General features: G+C 72.6%; 16 protein-coding genes and 2 pseudogenes. 12 read left to right on the top strand and 6 right to left on the bottom strand.

Annotated features, from left to right (window positions below; genetic code table 11):
- Positions 1 to 3 precede the first annotated feature (3 nt).
- The gene (locus tag ACH4S9_RS23985) at positions 4 to 1,098 is read right to left on the bottom strand and encodes a DUF2637 domain-containing protein (RefSeq protein WP_311723505.1); all 1,095 of its coding nucleotides are present in this window, start codon (positions 1,096 to 1,098) and stop codon (positions 4 to 6) included.
- Between the two features lie 355 nt (positions 1,099 to 1,453).
- Here ACH4S9_RS23985 and ACH4S9_RS23990 point away from each other — a divergent pair, with 355 nt between their 5' ends.
- On the top strand, positions 1,454 to 2,167 hold the full coding sequence (locus ACH4S9_RS23990; protein ID WP_385341254.1) for a GntR family transcriptional regulator: 714 nt from the start codon (positions 1,454 to 1,456) through the stop codon (positions 2,165 to 2,167).
- Between the two features lie 151 nt (positions 2,168 to 2,318).
- Here ACH4S9_RS23990 and ACH4S9_RS23995 read toward each other — a convergent pair whose 3' ends face one another.
- Both ACH4S9_RS23995 and ACH4S9_RS24000 read right to left on the bottom strand, forming a co-directional pair.
- On the bottom strand, positions 2,319 to 3,116 hold the full coding sequence (locus tag ACH4S9_RS23995) for a hypothetical protein (RefSeq protein WP_311723858.1): 798 nt from the start codon (positions 3,114 to 3,116) through the stop codon (positions 2,319 to 2,321).
- Positions 3,117 to 3,288: 172 nt separating this feature from the next.
- Positions 3,289 to 5,025 (bottom strand): PucR family transcriptional regulator, encoded by a 1,737-nt coding sequence (locus tag ACH4S9_RS24000; RefSeq protein ID WP_398373794.1) that lies wholly within the window; start codon positions 5,023 to 5,025, stop codon positions 3,289 to 3,291.
- Positions 5,026 to 5,261: 236 nt separating this feature from the next.
- Between ACH4S9_RS24000 and ACH4S9_RS24005 the strand changes: the two genes are divergently transcribed.
- The 5 genes from ACH4S9_RS24005 to ACH4S9_RS24025 all read left to right on the top strand — a co-directional run bounded on the left by ACH4S9_RS24005 (position 5,262) and on the right by ACH4S9_RS24025 (position 12,084).
- Positions 5,262 to 6,185 (top strand): xanthine dehydrogenase family protein subunit M, encoded by a 924-nt coding sequence (locus ACH4S9_RS24005; RefSeq protein WP_311723503.1) that lies wholly within the window; start codon positions 5,262 to 5,264, stop codon positions 6,183 to 6,185.
- Entirely contained in the window at positions 6,176 to 6,709 is a 534-nt protein-coding gene (locus ACH4S9_RS24010; protein WP_385341250.1) for a (2Fe-2S)-binding protein, read from the top strand. Before ACH4S9_RS24005 ends, ACH4S9_RS24010 begins: the two co-directional genes overlap by 10 nt.
- A 2-nt stretch (positions 6,710 to 6,711) precedes the next feature.
- Complete coding sequence (gene pucD, locus ACH4S9_RS24015) at positions 6,712 to 9,081, top strand: xanthine dehydrogenase subunit D (protein WP_398374009.1); 2,370 nt, start codon at positions 6,712 to 6,714, stop codon at positions 9,079 to 9,081.
- A 12-nt stretch (positions 9,082 to 9,093) separates the two neighbouring features.
- The gene (locus tag ACH4S9_RS24020) at positions 9,094 to 10,263 is read left to right on the top strand and encodes an XdhC family protein (protein ID WP_398373795.1); all 1,170 of its coding nucleotides are present in this window, start codon (positions 9,094 to 9,096) and stop codon (positions 10,261 to 10,263) included.
- Positions 10,264 to 10,386: 123 nt separating this feature from the next.
- Positions 10,387 to 12,084: a glycoside hydrolase family 6 protein gene (locus ACH4S9_RS24025; protein ID WP_398373796.1), complete on the top strand. Its 1,698-nt coding sequence runs from the start codon at positions 10,387 to 10,389 to the stop codon at positions 12,082 to 12,084.
- 412 nt (positions 12,085 to 12,496) lie between these two features.
- On the opposite strand, the gene ACH4S9_RS24030 is transcribed toward ACH4S9_RS24025, so the two are convergent.
- Positions 12,497 to 13,378 carry a helix-turn-helix transcriptional regulator gene (locus ACH4S9_RS24030; protein WP_398373797.1) on the bottom strand — a complete coding sequence of 294 codons (882 nt, stop codon included), beginning with the start codon at positions 13,376 to 13,378 and terminating at the stop codon, positions 12,497 to 12,499.
- A 223-nt stretch (positions 13,379 to 13,601) separates the two neighbouring features.
- Here ACH4S9_RS24030 and ACH4S9_RS24035 point away from each other — a divergent pair, with 223 nt between their 5' ends.
- Positions 13,602 to 14,582, top strand: coding sequence for an aldo/keto reductase (locus ACH4S9_RS24035; protein ID WP_398373798.1), 981 nt, complete (start codon positions 13,602 to 13,604; stop codon positions 14,580 to 14,582).
- A gap of 48 nt (positions 14,583 to 14,630) precedes the next feature.
- Positions 14,631 to 14,891: pseudogene (locus ACH4S9_RS24040) on the top strand (response regulator transcription factor); the annotation flags it as partial.
- A 34-nt stretch (positions 14,892 to 14,925) separates the two neighbouring features.
- Here ACH4S9_RS24040 and ACH4S9_RS24045 read toward each other — a convergent pair.
- Both ACH4S9_RS24045 and ACH4S9_RS24050 read right to left on the bottom strand, forming a co-directional pair.
- Positions 14,926 to 15,312, bottom strand: a complete 387-nt coding sequence (locus ACH4S9_RS24045) for a tautomerase family protein (protein WP_311723498.1) — start codon at positions 15,310 to 15,312, stop codon at positions 14,926 to 14,928.
- Between the two features lie 112 nt (positions 15,313 to 15,424).
- Positions 15,425 to 15,850, bottom strand: coding sequence for a hypothetical protein (locus ACH4S9_RS24050; RefSeq protein WP_398374027.1), 426 nt, complete (start codon positions 15,848 to 15,850; stop codon positions 15,425 to 15,427).
- Between ACH4S9_RS24050 and ACH4S9_RS24055 the strand changes: the two are divergent.
- The 4 genes and pseudogenes from ACH4S9_RS24055 to ACH4S9_RS24070 all read left to right on the top strand — a co-directional run.
- Positions 15,815 to 15,895 (top strand): annotated as a pseudogene (locus ACH4S9_RS24055) (hypothetical protein); the annotation flags it as partial. The gene ACH4S9_RS24050 and the pseudogene ACH4S9_RS24055 overlap by 36 nt on opposite strands.
- Before the next feature lie 10 nt (positions 15,896 to 15,905).
- Positions 15,906 to 16,085 (top strand): Scr1 family TA system antitoxin-like transcriptional regulator, encoded by a 180-nt coding sequence (locus ACH4S9_RS24060; protein WP_311723496.1) that lies wholly within the window; start codon positions 15,906 to 15,908, stop codon positions 16,083 to 16,085.
- Entirely contained in the window at positions 16,078 to 16,287 is a 210-nt protein-coding gene (locus tag ACH4S9_RS24065) for a DUF397 domain-containing protein (protein WP_398373799.1), read from the top strand. The genes ACH4S9_RS24060 and ACH4S9_RS24065 overlap by 8 nt, the downstream gene beginning before the upstream one ends.
- A 142-nt stretch (positions 16,288 to 16,429) precedes the next feature.
- On the top strand, positions 16,430 to 16,627 hold the full coding sequence (locus tag ACH4S9_RS24070; protein ID WP_398373800.1) for a hypothetical protein: 198 nt from the start codon (positions 16,430 to 16,432) through the stop codon (positions 16,625 to 16,627).
- The last annotated feature ends 1 nt before the right edge of the window (position 16,628 follow it).

Below are 16,628 nucleotides of genomic sequence, written 5' to 3' on the forward strand. Positions count from 1 at the left end.
ACGTCAGCCGAAGGCGCGTTCGATCTGCGCGAGCTTCTCTTCCAGGGAGTCGAGCCGCGGCATGGTGAGTGTGTCGTCCTCGGCGGTGAGGTCGATGGTCCGCGGGCGGTCGGCCTCGCGGTCCCCGAATCCGTCACCGCTGCTCGCGGACCGCAGAGCGGGCCGGGAGGAGGGCGCGGACAGCTGTCCCTTGTCCAGCGAGGTACCGAGGGAGTTTTCCGGCGAGTTATCCGATATGGCAGGCTCCGATGTGAGCGCCGGTTGCGAGGAGGAGCCGGTGACCTCCACCTGGCGGCCGCCGCGCCGGCCCCAGGAGCGGTGCTGCCGGTTCAGCGCCCGGATCCGGGCCCGGTCCAGCCTCTCCTGCTCCCGCCGGCGGTGCCGGTTGTGCTCCTTCTCCTTGCGGTCCTCGCGCACCTCCTCGACGGCCTCGTCCAGGGTGCGGACGCCCTCGAGCAGCATCAGCGACCAGGCGGCGAAGGTCTCGCGGGGCGCGCGCAGCCAGCGAACGATACGGATCTGGGGCAGCGGCCTGGGCACCAGGCCCTGCTCGCGGAGTGCCGCGCGGCGGGTCTGCTTGAGCGCGCGGTCGAAGAGGACCGCCGCCGAGAGCGACATGCCGGCGAAGAACTGGGGCGCTCCGGCGTGGCCCATGCCGCGCGGCGCGTGCACCCAGTTGAACCAGGCCGCGGCGCCCGCGAACAGCCACACCAGCAGTCGGGAGCCGAGAGCGGCGTCACCGTGGCTGGCCTCGCGCACCGCGAGCACCGAGCAGAACATCGCGGCGCCGTCGAGCCCGAACGGCACCAGGTACTCCCAGCCGTTCGTCAGGGCGAGGTTCTCCCGCCCGAAGCCCACCAGCCCCTGGAAGGAGAGGGCGGCCGCGACCCCGGCGCAGCAGAACAGAAGCACATACGAGGCCATCCCATAGATGGCCTCCTTGCGGCGGCGCCGCTCCTCGCTCCGCTCCCAGGAGTCGGAGTTCGCCTTGTCTTCCTTGGCGTTACGTCCGCGCGCGAGCACTGTCACCGCTCCCACGACGCCGACGAGCACTACGACGGCCGGGAGGCCCCAGCTCGATATGTCGGTCAGTCTCATCCGGTGTCCCTTGCCTCGCTTCCGTGAAGTTCTGGCCGCAGTACGGCCTACTCGCGCGACATCTTGGCGTAAACCTGGCTTGTCCCGAGCGGGTTCTGGACAAGAGGACGCCAAATCGGCGGGGGGACACGCGGATAGGTGCGATACGGTTCGAACGCTCGCGCTGTGCAAGCGGCTTGCATTCTATTCATGGAATCCGACCGAACGTAAACGTCCTGCTGAGGTTGTGTCAGGACGCTCAATGTGGTCCGTTCCGGTTGGATCCGGTTAGGCTTGCCTTTTATATGACGTCCGAGGGGTTTGCCCTCGTGCGGCCTCCGCATATCGTTTCAAGCGGACGTCAGGAGGAGCCGAGGTGGAGCAGGCCAGTGCCGAAACGGCGGCGGAGCCGCACCCGGATCCCGGTATCCCCGGCCCCGGTGGCCCCGGCGGGCCCGCCTCGCGGAAGCCGCCCCGGCGCCACTCGGTGCGCGGACAGATCCTGGACGCCCTGCGGGACGCGCTGGTCGGGGGCGAGCTCGCCCCCGGCGAGGTCTACTCCGCGCCGGCCCTCGCCGAGCGCTTCGGTGTGTCGGCCACGCCCGTACGGGAGGCCATGCAGCAGCTCGCCGGAGAGGGCGCCGTCGAGGTGGTGCCGAACCGGGGGTTCCGGGTGGCCCGGCGCAGCGCGCGGGAGCTGGCGGAGCTGGCCGAGGTCCGGGCCCTGCTGGAGGTCCCCGTGATGCTCAGCCTGGCCGAGGCGATCGCGCCCGAGCGGTGGGCGGGGCTGCGGCCCTTCGCGGAGGCGACGGCCGCGGCGGCGGCGAAGGGGAGCCGGGCGGCGTATCTGGAGGCGGACCGCACCTTCCACCAGACGGTCCTGAGCCTGGCCGGAAATGAACAGCTGGTCGTGGTGGCCGACGAGCTGCACCGGCGGGCGCAGTGGCCGCTGGTCGGCGGCCAGATCGTGCGCACCGCCGACCTCGTCGCGGACGCGGCCGAGCACATGGCCCTGCTCGACGCCCTGGCCGCGCGGGACCTCGACGCCGTCGAGTCCCTGGTGCGCGACCACTTCAACGGCGGGGCGTGAGTTTCCCCTGCCGCCGCCCCTTCCCTCATCTGGGGCAAGCCCCAGCTCCCGGCCTCACTGACCGTCCGGGGCCCGGGGGCTTGCCCCCCACGCGGCGGAGCCGCACACCGACAGGGGCTGGGAAGGGGCGGGCAGGGAAACAGCCCTCGGCCTACGCCGTCGCGGTCGGGGCCTGTCTTAACTGTTCGGCGAGCCACACCGGCACCCCGCCCAGCAGCCGCACCAAGCGCTCCGCCTCCGTGCGCAGCCGGGTCGCCTCCGGCTCCTCCTCCACCTCGGCCAGCGCCGCGAGCGCCGGGGCGATGCCGATCAGATAGCCCAGCTCCTCCCGGATGCGCAGCGATTCGGCGAAGCCGCGCCGCGCCTCGGCCAGATCGCCCTCCTGCTCCGCCATCGCGGCCAGATGGCGCCAGGTGCACGAGAGCAGCAGCTCGTCGCCGTGGTTCTTGGCCCCGGCGTGTGCGCGCTGGAAGGCGGCCTGGGCGCCGGTGGGGTTCTGCGCGAGGTGCTGGGCGATCAGGCCGCGGCGGAAGTCCAGCAGCGGGCGGGTCGGCGAGCCGGGGCCGAGCAGCGCGGCGGCGCGCCCGAGCGCGGTCCGCGCCTCGTCGGCACGGTCGCGCACCCCCAGCAGGGTGGAGGCGTAGGCGAGATAGCCGCGTTCGCACGCCGTGGCGCCCCGCTCGTCGTCGGTGAGCGCGAGCGCCTCCGCCGCCCGCAGGGCGTCCTCGGCCGCTTCCCACCCCTCGGAGGTGAACATGCAGCGCTCGGTCAGTACGGCGGTCCGCTTGAGCGCGGCCGAGGCGTCGCCCGCCGCGCGCGGTGTGAGCAGGGCCGCGGCGTCGTGCCAACAGCCGCGCGAGCGCAGCCGCCACACCGCCGTGTCCACGGGGTCGTCTACCCGATCCGGGCGGAGACCAGAATCGGAATCCGATGATCCAGGTGGTGACATGGCGGTGTCCGCCACATTGCCCTCCCCAAGCGCGCCATCGAGCCGGAAGCTGTGATCCGAATCTCAGCATGGATGCGCGGGCGCGGCCAAGAGGTCGGTGTGAATGAATTCACAAACAGGCAAGGAAACTGGACATCCCTTGACCAACAGCCGACCCATCAGCCACACCCGGTCAGCTCATCCGCAGCGCCAGGAAGAAGTCCAGCTTGTCCTCGAGGCGCGCCAGATCACGCCCCGTCAGCTGCTCGATCCGCCCCACCCGGTACCGCAGCGTGTTGACGTGCAGATGCAGCCGGGTCGCGCAGCGCGTCCAGGAGCCGTCACAGTCCAGGAACGCCTCCAGGGTGGGGATCAGCTCGGCGCGGTGGCGGCGGTCGTAGTCGTACAGGGGGTCCAGCAGCCGGGCGGTGAAGGCGCGGCGGACGTCGTCGGGGACGAAGGGGAGCAGCAGCACATGCGAGGCGAGCTCCTGGTGGCCCGCCGCGCAGACCCGCCCGGGGCGAGCGGCGGCGACCCGCCGGGCGTGTCGCGCCTCCTCCAGGGCGCCGCGCAGCCCGTCGGCGGAGTGGACGACCGCGCTGACGCCGAGCGTCAGCCGACCGTCGCCGTCCAGCCCGCGGGAGAGCGGCTCCCGGACGGCGGCGAGCAGCGCGTCGGCGTGCAGCCCCGCCTCGAAGCCGTACGCCCCGCCGCCGCTGCCGCCGCCCTCGGCGTCGGCCGCCGGGGCGTCGGGCAGCGCGGGCAGCGGGACCAGCGCGACCGCCTCGTCGCCCGTGTGCGCCACCGCGATCCGGTCCGAGGGCTCGGGCCCGGTCGCCTCCGGGTCGACCAGCACCTCTTCCAGCAGCGACTGGGCCACCGGGCCACCCGGCGCCGTCGCGCCCTCCCACTCCACCTGGGCCACCACCACCTGCCAGTGCGGGGCCGTGGCCAGGCCCGGAAGCAGCACGGGCGCGGCCACCCGCAGCCGGGCGGCGACCTCGGCGGGCGGCGCGCCCGACTGGACCAGCTCCAGCACCTCCTGGGCCAGCCGGCGCCGCACGGTGCGCGAGGCGTCCCTGCGGTCCCGCTCCACCGCGATCAGCTGGGTCACCCCGTGCAGCAGATCCAGCCGCTCCTCGGGCCAGTCGCCCGCGTCCGCCCCGACCACCAGCAGCCAGTCGGAGAGCACGGTCTCCCGGACGTCCCCGGCGCCCGACGGGGCCGGCCCGCCGCTGCGGATGGGGAAGAGGGAGTACGTGACGCCGTCGGCGGTGGTCACCCGGTGCGGGCCGCGGCGCCCCGAGCGCTGGGCGGCCAGATGCTCGCCCGCGAGCCGCGCGCACACCGCGGAGGGCAGCTCGGGCGCGCCCCCGGGGCCGGCCGCCGCGGCGACGGACGGCACCGCGATCCGGCGGCCGGTGGGGGACAGCACCCAGGCGGGCAGGTCGAGATCGGAGCCGAGCAGATCCAGCACGACCTCCGGGCCGCCGCCCGCGGGCCCCGAGGTCATCAGCCGCCGGTGCCGGTCGACGACGGCCGCCAGATCCCCGGCCCGCTCGCCGGACACCCGGCGCACCACGTACTCGGTGATGGACGCGAAGGACACGTCCTCCACCACCGAGAAGAGCGGCAGCCGGTGCCGCGCGCAGGCCAGCACCAGGTCCACGGGCACGGAGCCGAGCTCCGCCTCGCCCGCCGCCAGCCCGGCGACCTGGGCCGCCACCAGGATCCGGACGAACCGCTCGGAGTCCTCCGGCTCCCGCCGCCACGCCAGGCCGGTCAGCACCAGCTCCCCGCCGGACAGATAGCGGCTCGGGTCGCGCAGATCGGTGGTCATCACCCCGCGCACGGTGCGGTCCAGCTCCTCCTCGCCGCCGAGCAGCCGCAGGCCCAGGGCGTCGGTCTCCAGCAGTGCGCGCAGCCGCATGTCGTCGCCAGCCGATCTTCGTGTGTTGCCGGTGGAAGTCCTCGCCGTTTCCGGTGATTACCGCCGAGGTTTCCACTCCCCGTCTTTCGTTCGAATCTACAAGACCACGCCGCTGGCCAGCCAACTGCTTCATGCCTTCGGTGACTGCACCAGGTGGCCCACAGATCGGTCTACTGGCGGTAGGCCGTGTGCAGAGTGATCGGGGGAGACCTCGAAGAGGGGACGAGAGAGCGCCTATGGAATTCCTGCGCCCCGCCAGTTGGGAGGAAGCGCTCGCCGCGAAGGCGGCGCATCCCACGGCCGTGCCCGTCGCGGGCGGGACCGACGTCATGGTGGAGATCAACTTCGACCGCCGCCGCCCCAGCCACCTGCTCGACCTGAACCGGATCGCCGAGCTGTACGAGTGGGAGACCGGCGCGGAGACCGTACGGCTGGGCGCCTCCGTGCCGTACACGCGGATCATCGAGCGGCTGGGGGCCGAGCTGCCGGCGCTGGCGATCGCCGCGCACACCGTCGGCTCGCCGCAGATCCGCAACCGCGGCAGCGTCGGCGGCAACCTCGGCGCCGCCTCGCCCGCGGGCGACGCGCACCCTGCGCTGCTCGCCGCCGGGGCCGAGGTGGAGGTCGCCTCGGTGCGCGGCAGCCGCCTCATCCCGGTCGAGGAGTTCTACACCGGCGTCAAGCGCAACGCCCTGGCGGACGACGAGCTGATCAGGGCGGTCCACATCCGCAGGGCCACCGGGCCGCAGCAGTTCTCCAAGGTCGGCACGCGCAACGCCATGGTCATCGCGGTGTGCGCCTTCGCGATCGCGCTCCACCCGGACACCCGCACGGTGCGGACCGGCATCGGTTCGGCCGCGCCCACCCCGGTACGGGCGCGGGAGGCCGAGGACTTCCTGAACGCCGCGCTCGCCGAGGGCGGCTTCTGGGACGACGGCAGGACCATCCCCCCAGACGCCGCGCTCGCCCGCCGCTTCGCCGAGCTGTGCGCGGCCGCCTGCGACCCCATCGACGATGTGCGCGGCAGCGCGGCGTACCGCCGCCACGCGGTGACCGTCATGGCACGCCGCACGCTCGGCTGGACCTGGCAGGCGTTCCGCGAGGGCGGAGACACGGCTGAGGGCGGCGGCACGACAGAGGGAGGCGCACGGTGCGCGTGACATTCACGGTCAACGGGCGGCCGCGGCAGGCCGACGATGTGTGGGAGGGCGAGTCGCTGCTGTACGTACTGCGCGAGCGGCTGGGCCTCCCGGGCTCCAAGAACGCCTGTGAGCAGGGCGAATGCGGATCCTGCACGGTCCGGCTCGACGGTCTGCCGGTCTGCGCCTGCCTGGTGGCGGCCGGTCAGGCCGAGGGCCGCGAGGTCGTCACGGTCGAGGGTCTCGCGGAGTACGCCGAGGCCAGGAGCCGGCGGGCCACGGGCCCGGAGGCGACGGCGGCCACGCCGCAGCAGCCCCCGCCGGCCCCCGTCCAGCAGGCGTTCATCGAGGCCGGCGCCATCCAGTGCGGCTTCTGCACCCCCGGCCTGCTCGTCGCCGCCGATGAACTGCTGGAGCGCAACCCCGACCCCTCCGACGCCGACATCCGCGAGGCGCTCTCCGGCAATCTCTGCCGCTGCACCGGCTACGAGAAGATCCTCGACGCGGTCCGGCTGGCCGCCGCGCGCACCACGGAGGCGAGGTGACCATGGGCCCCGGCCGCACCACCACCCCCGCCCCCGCCCGGCCGCACCCGGGCGCCACCACCCCGGGCGCCATCGGCGAGTCCACCCCACGCCCCGACGGCACCCTCAAGGTGACCGGCGAGTTCGCGTACGCGTCCGACCTGTGGCACGAGGACATGCTGTGGGGCTGCACCCTCCGCAGCCCGCACGCACACGCCGAGATCCGCTCCATCGACGTCGCCGAGGCGCTGGCCATGCCCGGTGTGCACACCGTCATGACCTACGCCGACCTCCCCGCCGAGACCCACTACGGCCTGGAGATCCGCGACCAGCCCGTGCTCGCCGCCGACCGGGTCCGCTACCACGGCGAGGCCGTCGCGATCGTCGCCGCCGACCACCCCGAGACCGCGCGCCGCGCCGCCGCCCGGATCAAGGTCGAGTACGCCGAGCTGCCGCTGATCACCGATGAGGCCACCGCCACCGCGCCCGGCGCGCCCGTGCTCCACCCCGGCCGCACCGACCGCCACGCCGCACACGCCCCGCACCCCAACATCGTCCACCGCCAGCCCATCAGGCGCGGCGACGTCGCCGACGCCAGGGCCCGCGCCGATGTCGTGGTGCGCCGCGACTACGAGGTCGGCATGCAGGACCAGGCCTTCCTCGGCCCGGAGTCCGGCCTGGCCGTGCCCGCCGAGGACGGCGGCGTCGACCTCTACATCGCCACCCAGTGGCTGCATGTCGACCGCGACCAGCTCGCCCCGGTCCTGGGCCTGCCCGCCGACAAGGTCCGGCTGACCCTGTCCGGCGTCGGCGGGGCCTTCGGCGCCCGCGAGGACCTGTCCATGCAGGCCCACGCGTGCCTGCTGGCGCTGCGCACCGGCCGGCCCGTCAAGATCGTCTACAACCGCTACGAGTCGTTCTTCGGCCATGTCCACCGCCACCCCGCCAAGCTCACCTACGAGCACGGGGCGACCCGCGACGGCAGGCTGCTCTACGTCCAGTGCCGCATCGTCCTCGACGGCGGCGCGTACGCCTCCTCCTCCCCGGCGGTCGTCGGCAACGCCGCCTCCCTGTCCATCGGCCCCTACGCGGTGGACAACGTCGACATCGAGGCGCTCGCGCTGTACTCCAACAACCCGCCCTGCGGCGCCATGCGCGGATTCGGCGCCGTACAGGCCTGCTTCGCCTACGAGGCGCAGATGGACGCGGTGGCGGCCGAGCTCGGCCTGGACCCGGTGGAGTTCCGGCAGCGCAACGCCATGGAGCACGGCACCGCCATGCCCACGGGCCAGCGCGTCGACTCCCCGGCCCCGGTCGCCGAACTGCTGCGCCGGGTCAAGGCGCGGCCGATGCCGCCCGGCGGCTTCTCCGACGTACGGGAGCTGCCCGGCGGGCTGTCCAACACCAGCCACGGCGAGGGCGTGGTGCGCGGCGTCGGCTACGCGGTCGGCATCAAGAACGTCGGCTTCTCCGAGGGCTTCGACGACTACTCCACCGCCCGGGTGCGGCTCGAAGTGCTGGGCGGAGAGCCGGTCGCGCTGGTGCACACCGCCATGGCCGAGGTCGGCCAGGGCGGGGTGACCGTGCACACCCAGATCGCCCGCACCGAGCTCGGCGTCGCGCGGGTCGTGCTCCACCCGGCCGACACCCAGGTCGGCTCGGCGGGCTCCACCTCCGCCTCCCGCCAGACGTATATGACCGGCGGCGCGATCAAGCACACCTGCGAGGCGGTGCGCGAGGAGGTGTTCCGGCGCGGCCGCGAGCGGTTCGGGGCCGACCACCCCGGCTGGGCGGGCGCGGAGCTGCGGCTGGCGGGCGGCAAGGTGGTCACCGGGGCGGGCGAGGTCCTCGCCGACCTGGCCGAGATCCTCGGCGGGGACGCGATCGACATCGAGAAGGAGTTCCGGCACCGCCCGACCGAGCCGTTCCACCCGCGGACCGGGCAGGGCTTCGGACACGTCCAGTACTCCTTCTGCGCCCACCGGGCCGTCGTCGACGTCGACACCGAACTCGGCCTGGTCAAGGTCGTCGAACTCGCGGCCGCCCAGGACGTCGGCAAGGCGCTCAACCCGCTGTCCGTCGTCGGCCAGATCCAGGGCGGCACGACCCAGGGGCTCGGGCTCGCGGTCATGGAGGAGATCGTGGTGTCGGACGGCGCCCGGGTGCGCAACCCGTCCTTCACCGACTATCTGATCCCCACCATCCTCGACACGCCGAGCATCCCGGTGGACGTCCTCGAACTGGCCGACGACCACGCGCCGTACGGGCTGCGCGGGGTCGGCGAGGCCCCCACCCTGTCCTCCACCCCGGCCGTCGTCGCCGCCATCCGGGCGGCGACGGGCCTGCGGCTGGGACGCGTCCCCGTCCGCCCGGAACATCTGACCGGCACGTAGGAGCTGAGCACCATGCTGGACATCGCTGCCGAGCTGCGCCGCTGGTGCGAGGAGGGGCGTGACTTCGCCGTCGCCACGGTCGTGTCCGTCGGCGGCAGCGCGCCCCGGCAGCCCGGCGCGGCGCTGGCCGTCGACGCCGCGGGGACGGCGGTCGGCAGCGTGTCCGGCGGGTGCGTGGAGGGCGCGGTCTACGACCTGTGCCGGGACGCGCTGCGCACCGGGCAGGCCGTACGGGAGAGCTTCGGCTACTCCGACGAGGACGCCTTCAGCGTGGGCCTGACCTGCGGCGGGACCATCGAGATCCTGGTCACCCCGGTGCCGGCGGCCGACACCCGGCTGCGCCCGGTCCTCGCCGCCGCCCTGTCCGCCGCCGCCGACGGCCGCCCGGTGGCGCTCGTACGGGTCGCCGACGGGCCGCCGGAGCTGCTGGGGCGCGCGCTGCTGGTGCGCCCCGACGGCTCGTACGAGGGGAGCCTCGACCGCACGGCCCTCGACCGCACGGCCCTCGACCGCACGGCGGCCGGTGAGGCGCGGGCGCTGCTGGAGGCCGGGCGCACCGCCACCGTCGGGGCCGGCGCGGCCGGCGGCCGCTGCGGCGAGCCGGTCACGCTGCTCGTCGAGTCCGCCGTGGCGCCGCCCCGAATGATCGTCTTCGGCGCGGTCGACTTCGCGGGCGCGCTGGCGCGGATCGGCAAGTTCCTCGGCTACCACGTGACGGTGTGCGACGCCCGGCCCGTCTTCGCGACCGCCCGCCGCTTCCCGGAGGCGGACGAGGTCGTCGTCGACTGGCCGCACCGCTATCTGGACGCCACCGAGGTCGACGCCCGCACGGTCCTGTGCGTGCTCACCCACGACGCCAAGTTCGATGTGCCGCTGCTGGAGCGGGCGCTGCGGCTGCCCGTCGGGTACGTCGGGGCGATGGGCTCGCGCCGTACCCATGAGGACCGGCTGCGGCGGCTGCGCGACGCCGGGCTCGGCGAACTGGAGCTGGCGCGGCTGCGCTCCCCGATCGGCCTGGATCTCGGCGCCCGGACGCCCGAGGAGACGGCCCTGTCCATCGCGAGCGAGATCGTCGCCGCCCGGCGGGGCGGCGGCGGCCTGCCCCTGACGGGCGCGCACACCCCCATCCACCACGACCTTTCGGCGCCCGTGGACATGGGCCGGATCGATTCGGTCGCCTGACGGAGCCCCACTCATTGGTGGGGGAGCGGTTCGGCCACCCGGCGGAGCTACGCGTTGCGGGGTCCCGATTTCTGATTGAGCCTCAGAAATCGACCCCGAAATCGCCGCTTGAGGAGTGCGCACGTGCGTAAAAGACGGACGATCCCCGCCAAGCCGATGGCCGTTCTGGCCGCCATCGCGCTGCCCCTGTCCAGCGCCGCAGCCGTGTACGCGGCCGCGCCGGGGGAGCCTTCCAGGGCCAGGGCCCTGCACCGGCTGTACACCCCGCCGGGCGCGACGGACTCATACCGTCAGGTGACCCGGCTGGTGAGATACGGCGAACCCGACGCGGCCGCCGGGGTCCTCGCGATGGTCCGCACCCCGCACGCGATCTGGTTCGGGGACGAGACCCCGGAGGAGGTCGAGCGGCTGGTCCGCACGACCACCTGGAGCGCCACCCGGCGGGGCCGGGTACCCGTGCTCGCGCTCTACAACACCCCCGGCCGCGACTGCGGAAGCTACTCGGCGGGCGGAGCACGGAACACCGCCGAGTACCAGGAGTGGATCGACGCCGTCGCCCGGGGCATCGGCCGCCGCCGGGCGCTGATCGTCCTCGAGCCCGACTCGCTCGCCCTGCTGCCGTCCGACTGCGGCCCGGAGCGGGGTGCGGCCGACGCGCGGGACGAGGACCTCGGCGAGGAGTTCGGCGAGGAGATCGCGGCGGAGCCGGACGGCGGCGCCCCCGAGAGCGGTGCCGGATCCGACGACGATGCCTTCGACAGCCGGCTGTTCGGCGCCGGGGCCGAAGTGCTCGGCGGCGCGCTCGCGGGCATCGAAGCGCAGGCCGAGGCGCAGGCCCACGCGCGGGTCGCGGGGCAGGCGGCGGGGCACCTCGCGGCGCAGGTCAGGCCCCGGGCCGGGGCGCCGGGCGACATCGACCCGGTCACGGACCTGCCCGAGGAGGAGCCCACCGCCGCACCCACCGAGCCCGTCGCGCCCACGACCACGCCCCCCGGGCAACCCGCCGGCGAGCCGGCCGACGGCACCGCGGCCAACCCCACCGAGACCCCCACCAGCAACCCCACCAGCAACCCCAGCGACCAACAACCCACCGGCAACGCCACGGCCCCCGCCACCAACACCCCCAGGAAGCCCCCCGTCCTCACCCCCGCCGAGCGCAGGCTCCGCACCGCCGCCCGCTACCACGAGATCGACTACGCGGTGCGCACCCTGGAACCGCTCCCCGGCACCAAGGTCTACCTGGACGCCGGCCACCCGGCCTGGCACTCCGTCAACAACATCGTGTCCCGGCTGCTGCACGGCGGCGTGGACCACGCCACCGGCTTCTCCATCAACGTCTCCCACTACCAGACCGACGAGGACAACGTCTGGTACGGCCGGCTCATCTCCTCCTGCCTCGCCTATGTGGCCGACGGCGGCGACCAGGCGGACTGCCCGAACCAGCGCTGGCCGCGGCTGAACGCCGAGCGGTGGCTGGAGCTCAACGCGCTCCTCGATCCCGACGAGATGAAGCACTTCATCACCGACACCAGCCGCAACGGCCGCGGCCCGTGGCTGCCCAGGGCCGGCAGCCACGCCGACCCCCAGTCCTGGTGCAACCCTCCCGGCCGGGGCCTGGGCGCCCGCCCCACCACCAAGACGGGCGACCCGCTGCACGACGCCGCGCTGTGGGTGAAGACCCCCGGCGAGTCGGACGGCCAGTGCCTGCGCGGCACGGCGGGGCCGCAGGACCCGGAGCGCGGGTCGGTCGACCCGGAGGCGGGCAACTGGTTCCCCGAGCAGGCCCTGGAACTGGTCCGCAACGCCCAACCCTCCCTGTGACGAAACGTCAGGCGATTGCCAGTACCCCCGGTACGGTCACTCCGGCCGGGGGTCCGAGCGGAAGCGGCGGACCGCGACGACCGCCCCCGCGGCGCCCCAGAGGAGCAGCACGACGAGGCCTCGCCACGCCAAACCGGGAGCCGGGTGGTCGGCCGCTCGACGGTGATCCCGTCGAGAGATACGCCGCGCCCAAGCGCCCAGCCCGTCAGCCGGTACAGCGCCTCGGTCGGCATCCCAGTCTCCACGGTGACCAGGCAGCCGTCGCCCGGCGCGGTGGCGGCGACCGGCAGATCGGCCGCCGCGGACCCCTCCGGCAGGGCGAAGCGGATCCGCGCGCGGGCGGTGTCGCGGCCCCGAGGGACGAGGGGCCCCCTCGGCCACCACCCGGCCGTCGGCGATCACCGCCACCCGGTCACTGCTGATCTCGCCGGGCGTGAGCGGGTCGGCCGGTGGGGGACGTGCCGGTCCAGCTGGCCAGGATGTTGAGGGCTTCAGCAGTGGGTGAGGCTGGTTCTGGGGTGTAGATGACGAGAGTCTGCTCGGGGTCGTCTTCGACGGCCAGGACGACGTAGTCGAGGGTGAGGTCGCCGACGAGCGGGTGGTGCAGGCGTTTGGCACCGGTGGCGTGGGCGAGGACGTCGTGGTCGGCCCACAGCCGGCGGAAGGTGTCGCTGTGCAGGGACAGCTCGTCGATCAGTTCGGTGAGCTGTGGGTCGTCCGCGTGCCGTCCGGCGTACAGGCGCAGGGTGGCGACGCAGTCGGCGGCCACCCGTTCCCAGTCCGTGTACAGCGTGCGGGCGGCTGCGTCCAGGAAGACGAAGCGTGCGGCGTTGCGGTCGCGGTGGGGCCGGGCTTGGAAGTCGGTGATCAGGGCGTAGCCGAGCCGGTTGGCCGCCAGGATGTCCATGCGCCGCCCCTGGACGATCGCGGGGACGCTCAGGGCGTCCAGGGTGCGGTAGAGGGCGGGGCGGACCTTCTGCGGGGCGAGCGACCGCTTACGGCGGGTCCGGCCGGTGGTGGGCTGGGCCAGGTCGAAGAGGTGGGCGCGTTCGGCGTCGTCCAGTTGCAGCGCGCGGGCGACGGCCTCCCAGACGGCTTCCGAGACACCCCGGGTGCGGCCCCGTTCCAGGCGGATGTAGTAGTCGACGCTGACTCCGGCCAGCTGGGCGACTTCCTCGCGGCGCAGTCCCGGAACCCGGCGGGCGCCCTGGTCAGGGGTGAGGCCGGCCTTTTCGGGGGTGATCCGGGCCCTGCGTGTACGCAGGAACTCGCGGATCTCACTGCTGCGGTCCATGCATCCACCGTACGGCGGACGCCCTGCCGCTCAGCCCGCGAAGGAGGTACCGGCAGACCCCCGGTGGAGCGGTACCCCGTACGGGGGTCCTAGCGGGGCTGTCGGGTGGTTGCCTGGACAGCGGGCCCACTGAGCTGACTGATCACGGAAATCGCAGGGTCACCCCTCTCTCGGGGTCATGACCCCGACCAGGCCTGACGGCCGCCACGACAAGGAGTATGTGATGAAGCACGTATCGCTGGGTGGGCTGGATGTCTCTCGCATCGGCCTCGGCGCCATGACCATGGCAGGCACCTACACGACGGGCGGGGGACTCGATGACGCCGAGTCGATCCGCACCATCCACCGTGCGCTGGACCTCGGAGTCACGCACATCGACACCGCCGAGATCTATGGCCCCTTCCACAGCGAGGAGATTGTCGGCAAGGCCATCAAGGGCCGGCGTGACGATGTTGTCGTGGCGACGAAGTTCGGCCTGGTCTCCCACTCCGGTGGCGGTCCCGGTGTTATGGACAGCAGTGCCGGCAACGTGAAGGCCGCTGTCGAGGGCTCGCTCAAGCGGCTCGGCACCGACCACATCGACCTCTACTACCAGCACCGCGTCGACCCGAACACTCCCATCGAGGAGACCGTCGGCGCTCTGGCCGATCTGGTCGCCGAGGGCAAGGTGCGGTACATCGGGCTGTCCGAGGCCGGCCCCGCGACGATCCGCCGTGCGCACGCCGTGCATCCGGTGGCAGCGTTGCAGACGGAATACTCTCTGTGGACCCGCGACGTCGAGGCCGGGATTCTCCCGCTGCTGCGCGAGCTCGGTATCGGCTTCGTTCCCTACTCGCCGCTGGGGCACGGCCTTCTGACCGGGCAGATCCGCTCTGTCGACGACTTCGCCGATGACGACTGGCGCAAGACCAACCCGCGTTTCACCGGTGAGAACTTTCAGCGCAACCTGCGCATCGTCGACGAAGTGCAGGCCATCGGCGCCGAGATCGGAGCAACGCCGGCGCAGACCGCGCTGGCGTGGCTGCTGACCCGCGGCGACGACATCGCCCCCATCCCCGGAACCCGGCGGGTCTCGCGCGTCGAGGAGAACACTGCCGCCGACGGCATCGAACTCAGCGCCGTTCAGCTCGACCGTTTGAACAACCTCACCCCGGCCTCGGGCGAGCGCCACGACGAGGCGAACATGGCCAGCATCGACCGCTGACCGCGGTTGCCGGCGTCGGCGAGTGGCGGATCATGCCCACGGACCTGGCCCGACCATGCCCGGCGGTTGATCGCGGCCTCCTCCGACGGCCGCTCGGCGCGCGACCGCGCTCAGCGGCTGGTCGGGTCGCTGACCGAGCGGGAGGTCGAGGTGCTGGCCGGCCTCGGCGAGGGACTGTCGAACGCACAGATCGGCGCGCGGCTGTACCTCTCGGAGGCCACGATCAAGGGCTATGTGTCGCGGCTGCTGAACAAGCTGGGCTCGGTGAACCGCACCCAGGCCGGGCTGATCGCCCACGACGCGGGCCTCGTTGGCTCTTGGGTCCCGTCGTCGGACGGCTCGCCTATGGCGAGACCACAACGCCACCGATGCCGCTGCGGCCGGCCACTGTGCCCACCAACTCGACGCTCACACCGGAGCGGACGCGTTCGCCGAACACGGCGACGACCGCGTCGGTGACTCCGGATATCAGCCGGGACACGATCTCCTCCGCGTCCGGTCGGCTGAACGCGGCCTCCTTGATGCCGAACGTCACACTCGGCGACGGCGCCTGCGCCGGCTTGCCACCGATGCCCCACCGGCTCGGCGGCAGACCGATCAGGTGCACGACCACGATGTCTCGTGCCCAGTCCCCGTACACGGCGACGACCGCGTCGGTCAGGGCTTCGATCAAGTCGGTCTCCCGACCGACGAGATCACTTTCGAGGACGTTGACGGTCAAATGCGGCATGGCAGCCCCCAGGTGATTGCTTTGAAAGCAAATACATTTGCAAGCAAAGCTAATGGGTGCGGTTGACGCACGTCAACATCCCGGCCCGTTCGCGCGGTCCGTCAGGGACCCGTCAGCCGGCGGGCTGCTCCCGCACCCACATCAATCGCGCGGAAATGTGTGGCGGGTGGGCGAACCTCCGCACCCCGCGCTCCGGTGACCGCACGTTCATTCGGACGCGTCCCTCCACGTCGATGATCTCGGCGTGATCGTCGAGTGCCATGCCCCACGCAGCGATTCCGTCTTCCTCCTTGCCGTAGACCTGTACGACGGCGAACAGTCGTGGGGCGGAGTCGTCGACCAGCTCGCGCCGGCCGAACTGCGCAAGGGGCTTGAGAAGCTGCGGCAGGAGGCGCCGCGGCGAACGCCGCAGTGGGCGACATACGGGCTGCCGGACTGGGCGCGGCCGTTGGTGGGCTTCGAGCAGGACGCGGTCGTGATCCAGACCTTCGAGCCCGTACTCATTCCCGGCCTCTTGCAAACCGAGGAGTACGCCCATGCCATTCATACGGCCGGGAGGAACAAGGTCGCCCCGGAGTTCATCGAAAAGTGGGTTGCCGCGAGGATGCGGCGGTCCGCTGGGCGGTTACATCGTCAGCGACGAGGGCGATGTGGCCACGATGGTCAAGATGTTCGACGATCTGCGTCAGTTGGCCCTCTCGGAGGCAGACTCGGCCGAACTGCTGGCCGCCAACCTGAAGAAGCACCGCAGAAGGGCCACCACACATGCCTGACCCCTCCATAGCGCCGTGGCGCAAGTCCAGCTTCAGCGATGCGGGAGGCAACTGCGTCGAAGTCGCCCCGCAGGCGGACGGCACGATCGCCGTCCGCAACGGCAAGGACCCTGAAGCGGGCACGGTCTTCTTCACGCGTGCGGAGATGGACGCCTGGCTCAGGGGCGTCAAAGCGGGCGAGTTCGACGACCTTGTGAGCTAAGGCTCTGTCCGGTGGGCGCTTGCGGCGCCTGGCCCATCGGTCAGGAGACGGCCAATTGCGCGCTGTTATCGCCCAACGCACTTCCATATGCTGCTGGCTGTCCTGTCTGCCCGTTTCGGGAGGTACCGTGCGGCCCCACACGATGTACTGCTACACCTGCGACGCTGACGAACAGCATCGCCCCCTCACCGCCGCGGAGAAGGTCTGGCTCAAGAATGAAAAGGACCTCAGGAACGTCGAAGCGTTCTTCGTGTGCACGAAACCGAACTGCCGCAACCTGCGCACCGGCTTCAACAAACACCCCTTCGACCCTGTCGTCCGTCTCCCTCAGCCCGACTGAA

The organism is Streptomyces sp. NPDC021225 (genome assembly GCF_044332865.1).
Classification (GTDB): domain Bacteria; phylum Actinomycetota; class Actinomycetes; order Streptomycetales; family Streptomycetaceae; genus Streptomyces.

Coding starts and splice junctions, on each gene's coding strand:
- ACH4S9_RS23985 (WP_311723505.1), bottom strand. CDS start 1,098: ATGAGACTGACCGACATATCGAGCTGGGGCCTCCCGGCCGTCGTAGTG.
- ACH4S9_RS23995 (WP_311723858.1), bottom strand. CDS start 3,116: ATGTCACCACCTGGATCATCGGATTCCGATTCTGGTCTCCGCCCGGAT.
- ACH4S9_RS24000 (WP_398373794.1), bottom strand. CDS start 5,025: ATGCGGCTGCGCGCACTGCTGGAGACCGACGCCCTGGGCCTGCGGCTG.
- ACH4S9_RS24005 (WP_311723503.1), top strand. CDS start 5,262: ATGGAATTCCTGCGCCCCGCCAGTTGGGAGGAAGCGCTCGCCGCGAAG.
- pucD (WP_398374009.1), top strand. CDS start 6,712: ATGGGCCCCGGCCGCACCACCACCCCCGCCCCCGCCCGGCCGCACCCG.
- ACH4S9_RS24020 (WP_398373795.1), top strand. CDS start 9,094: ATGCTGGACATCGCTGCCGAGCTGCGCCGCTGGTGCGAGGAGGGGCGT.
- ACH4S9_RS24030 (WP_398373797.1), bottom strand. CDS start 13,378: ATGGACCGCAGCAGTGAGATCCGCGAGTTCCTGCGTACACGCAGGGCC.
- ACH4S9_RS24035 (WP_398373798.1), top strand. CDS start 13,602: ATGAAGCACGTATCGCTGGGTGGGCTGGATGTCTCTCGCATCGGCCTC.
- ACH4S9_RS24045 (WP_311723498.1), bottom strand. CDS start 15,312: ATGCCGCATTTGACCGTCAACGTCCTCGAAAGTGATCTCGTCGGTCGG.
- ACH4S9_RS24050 (WP_398374027.1), bottom strand. CDS start 15,850: ATGGGCGTACTCCTCGGTTTGCAAGAGGCCGGGAATGAGTACGGGCTC.
- ACH4S9_RS24065 (WP_398373799.1), top strand. CDS start 16,078: ATGCCTGACCCCTCCATAGCGCCGTGGCGCAAGTCCAGCTTCAGCGAT.
- ACH4S9_RS24070 (WP_398373800.1), top strand. CDS start 16,430: ATGTACTGCTACACCTGCGACGCTGACGAACAGCATCGCCCCCTCACC.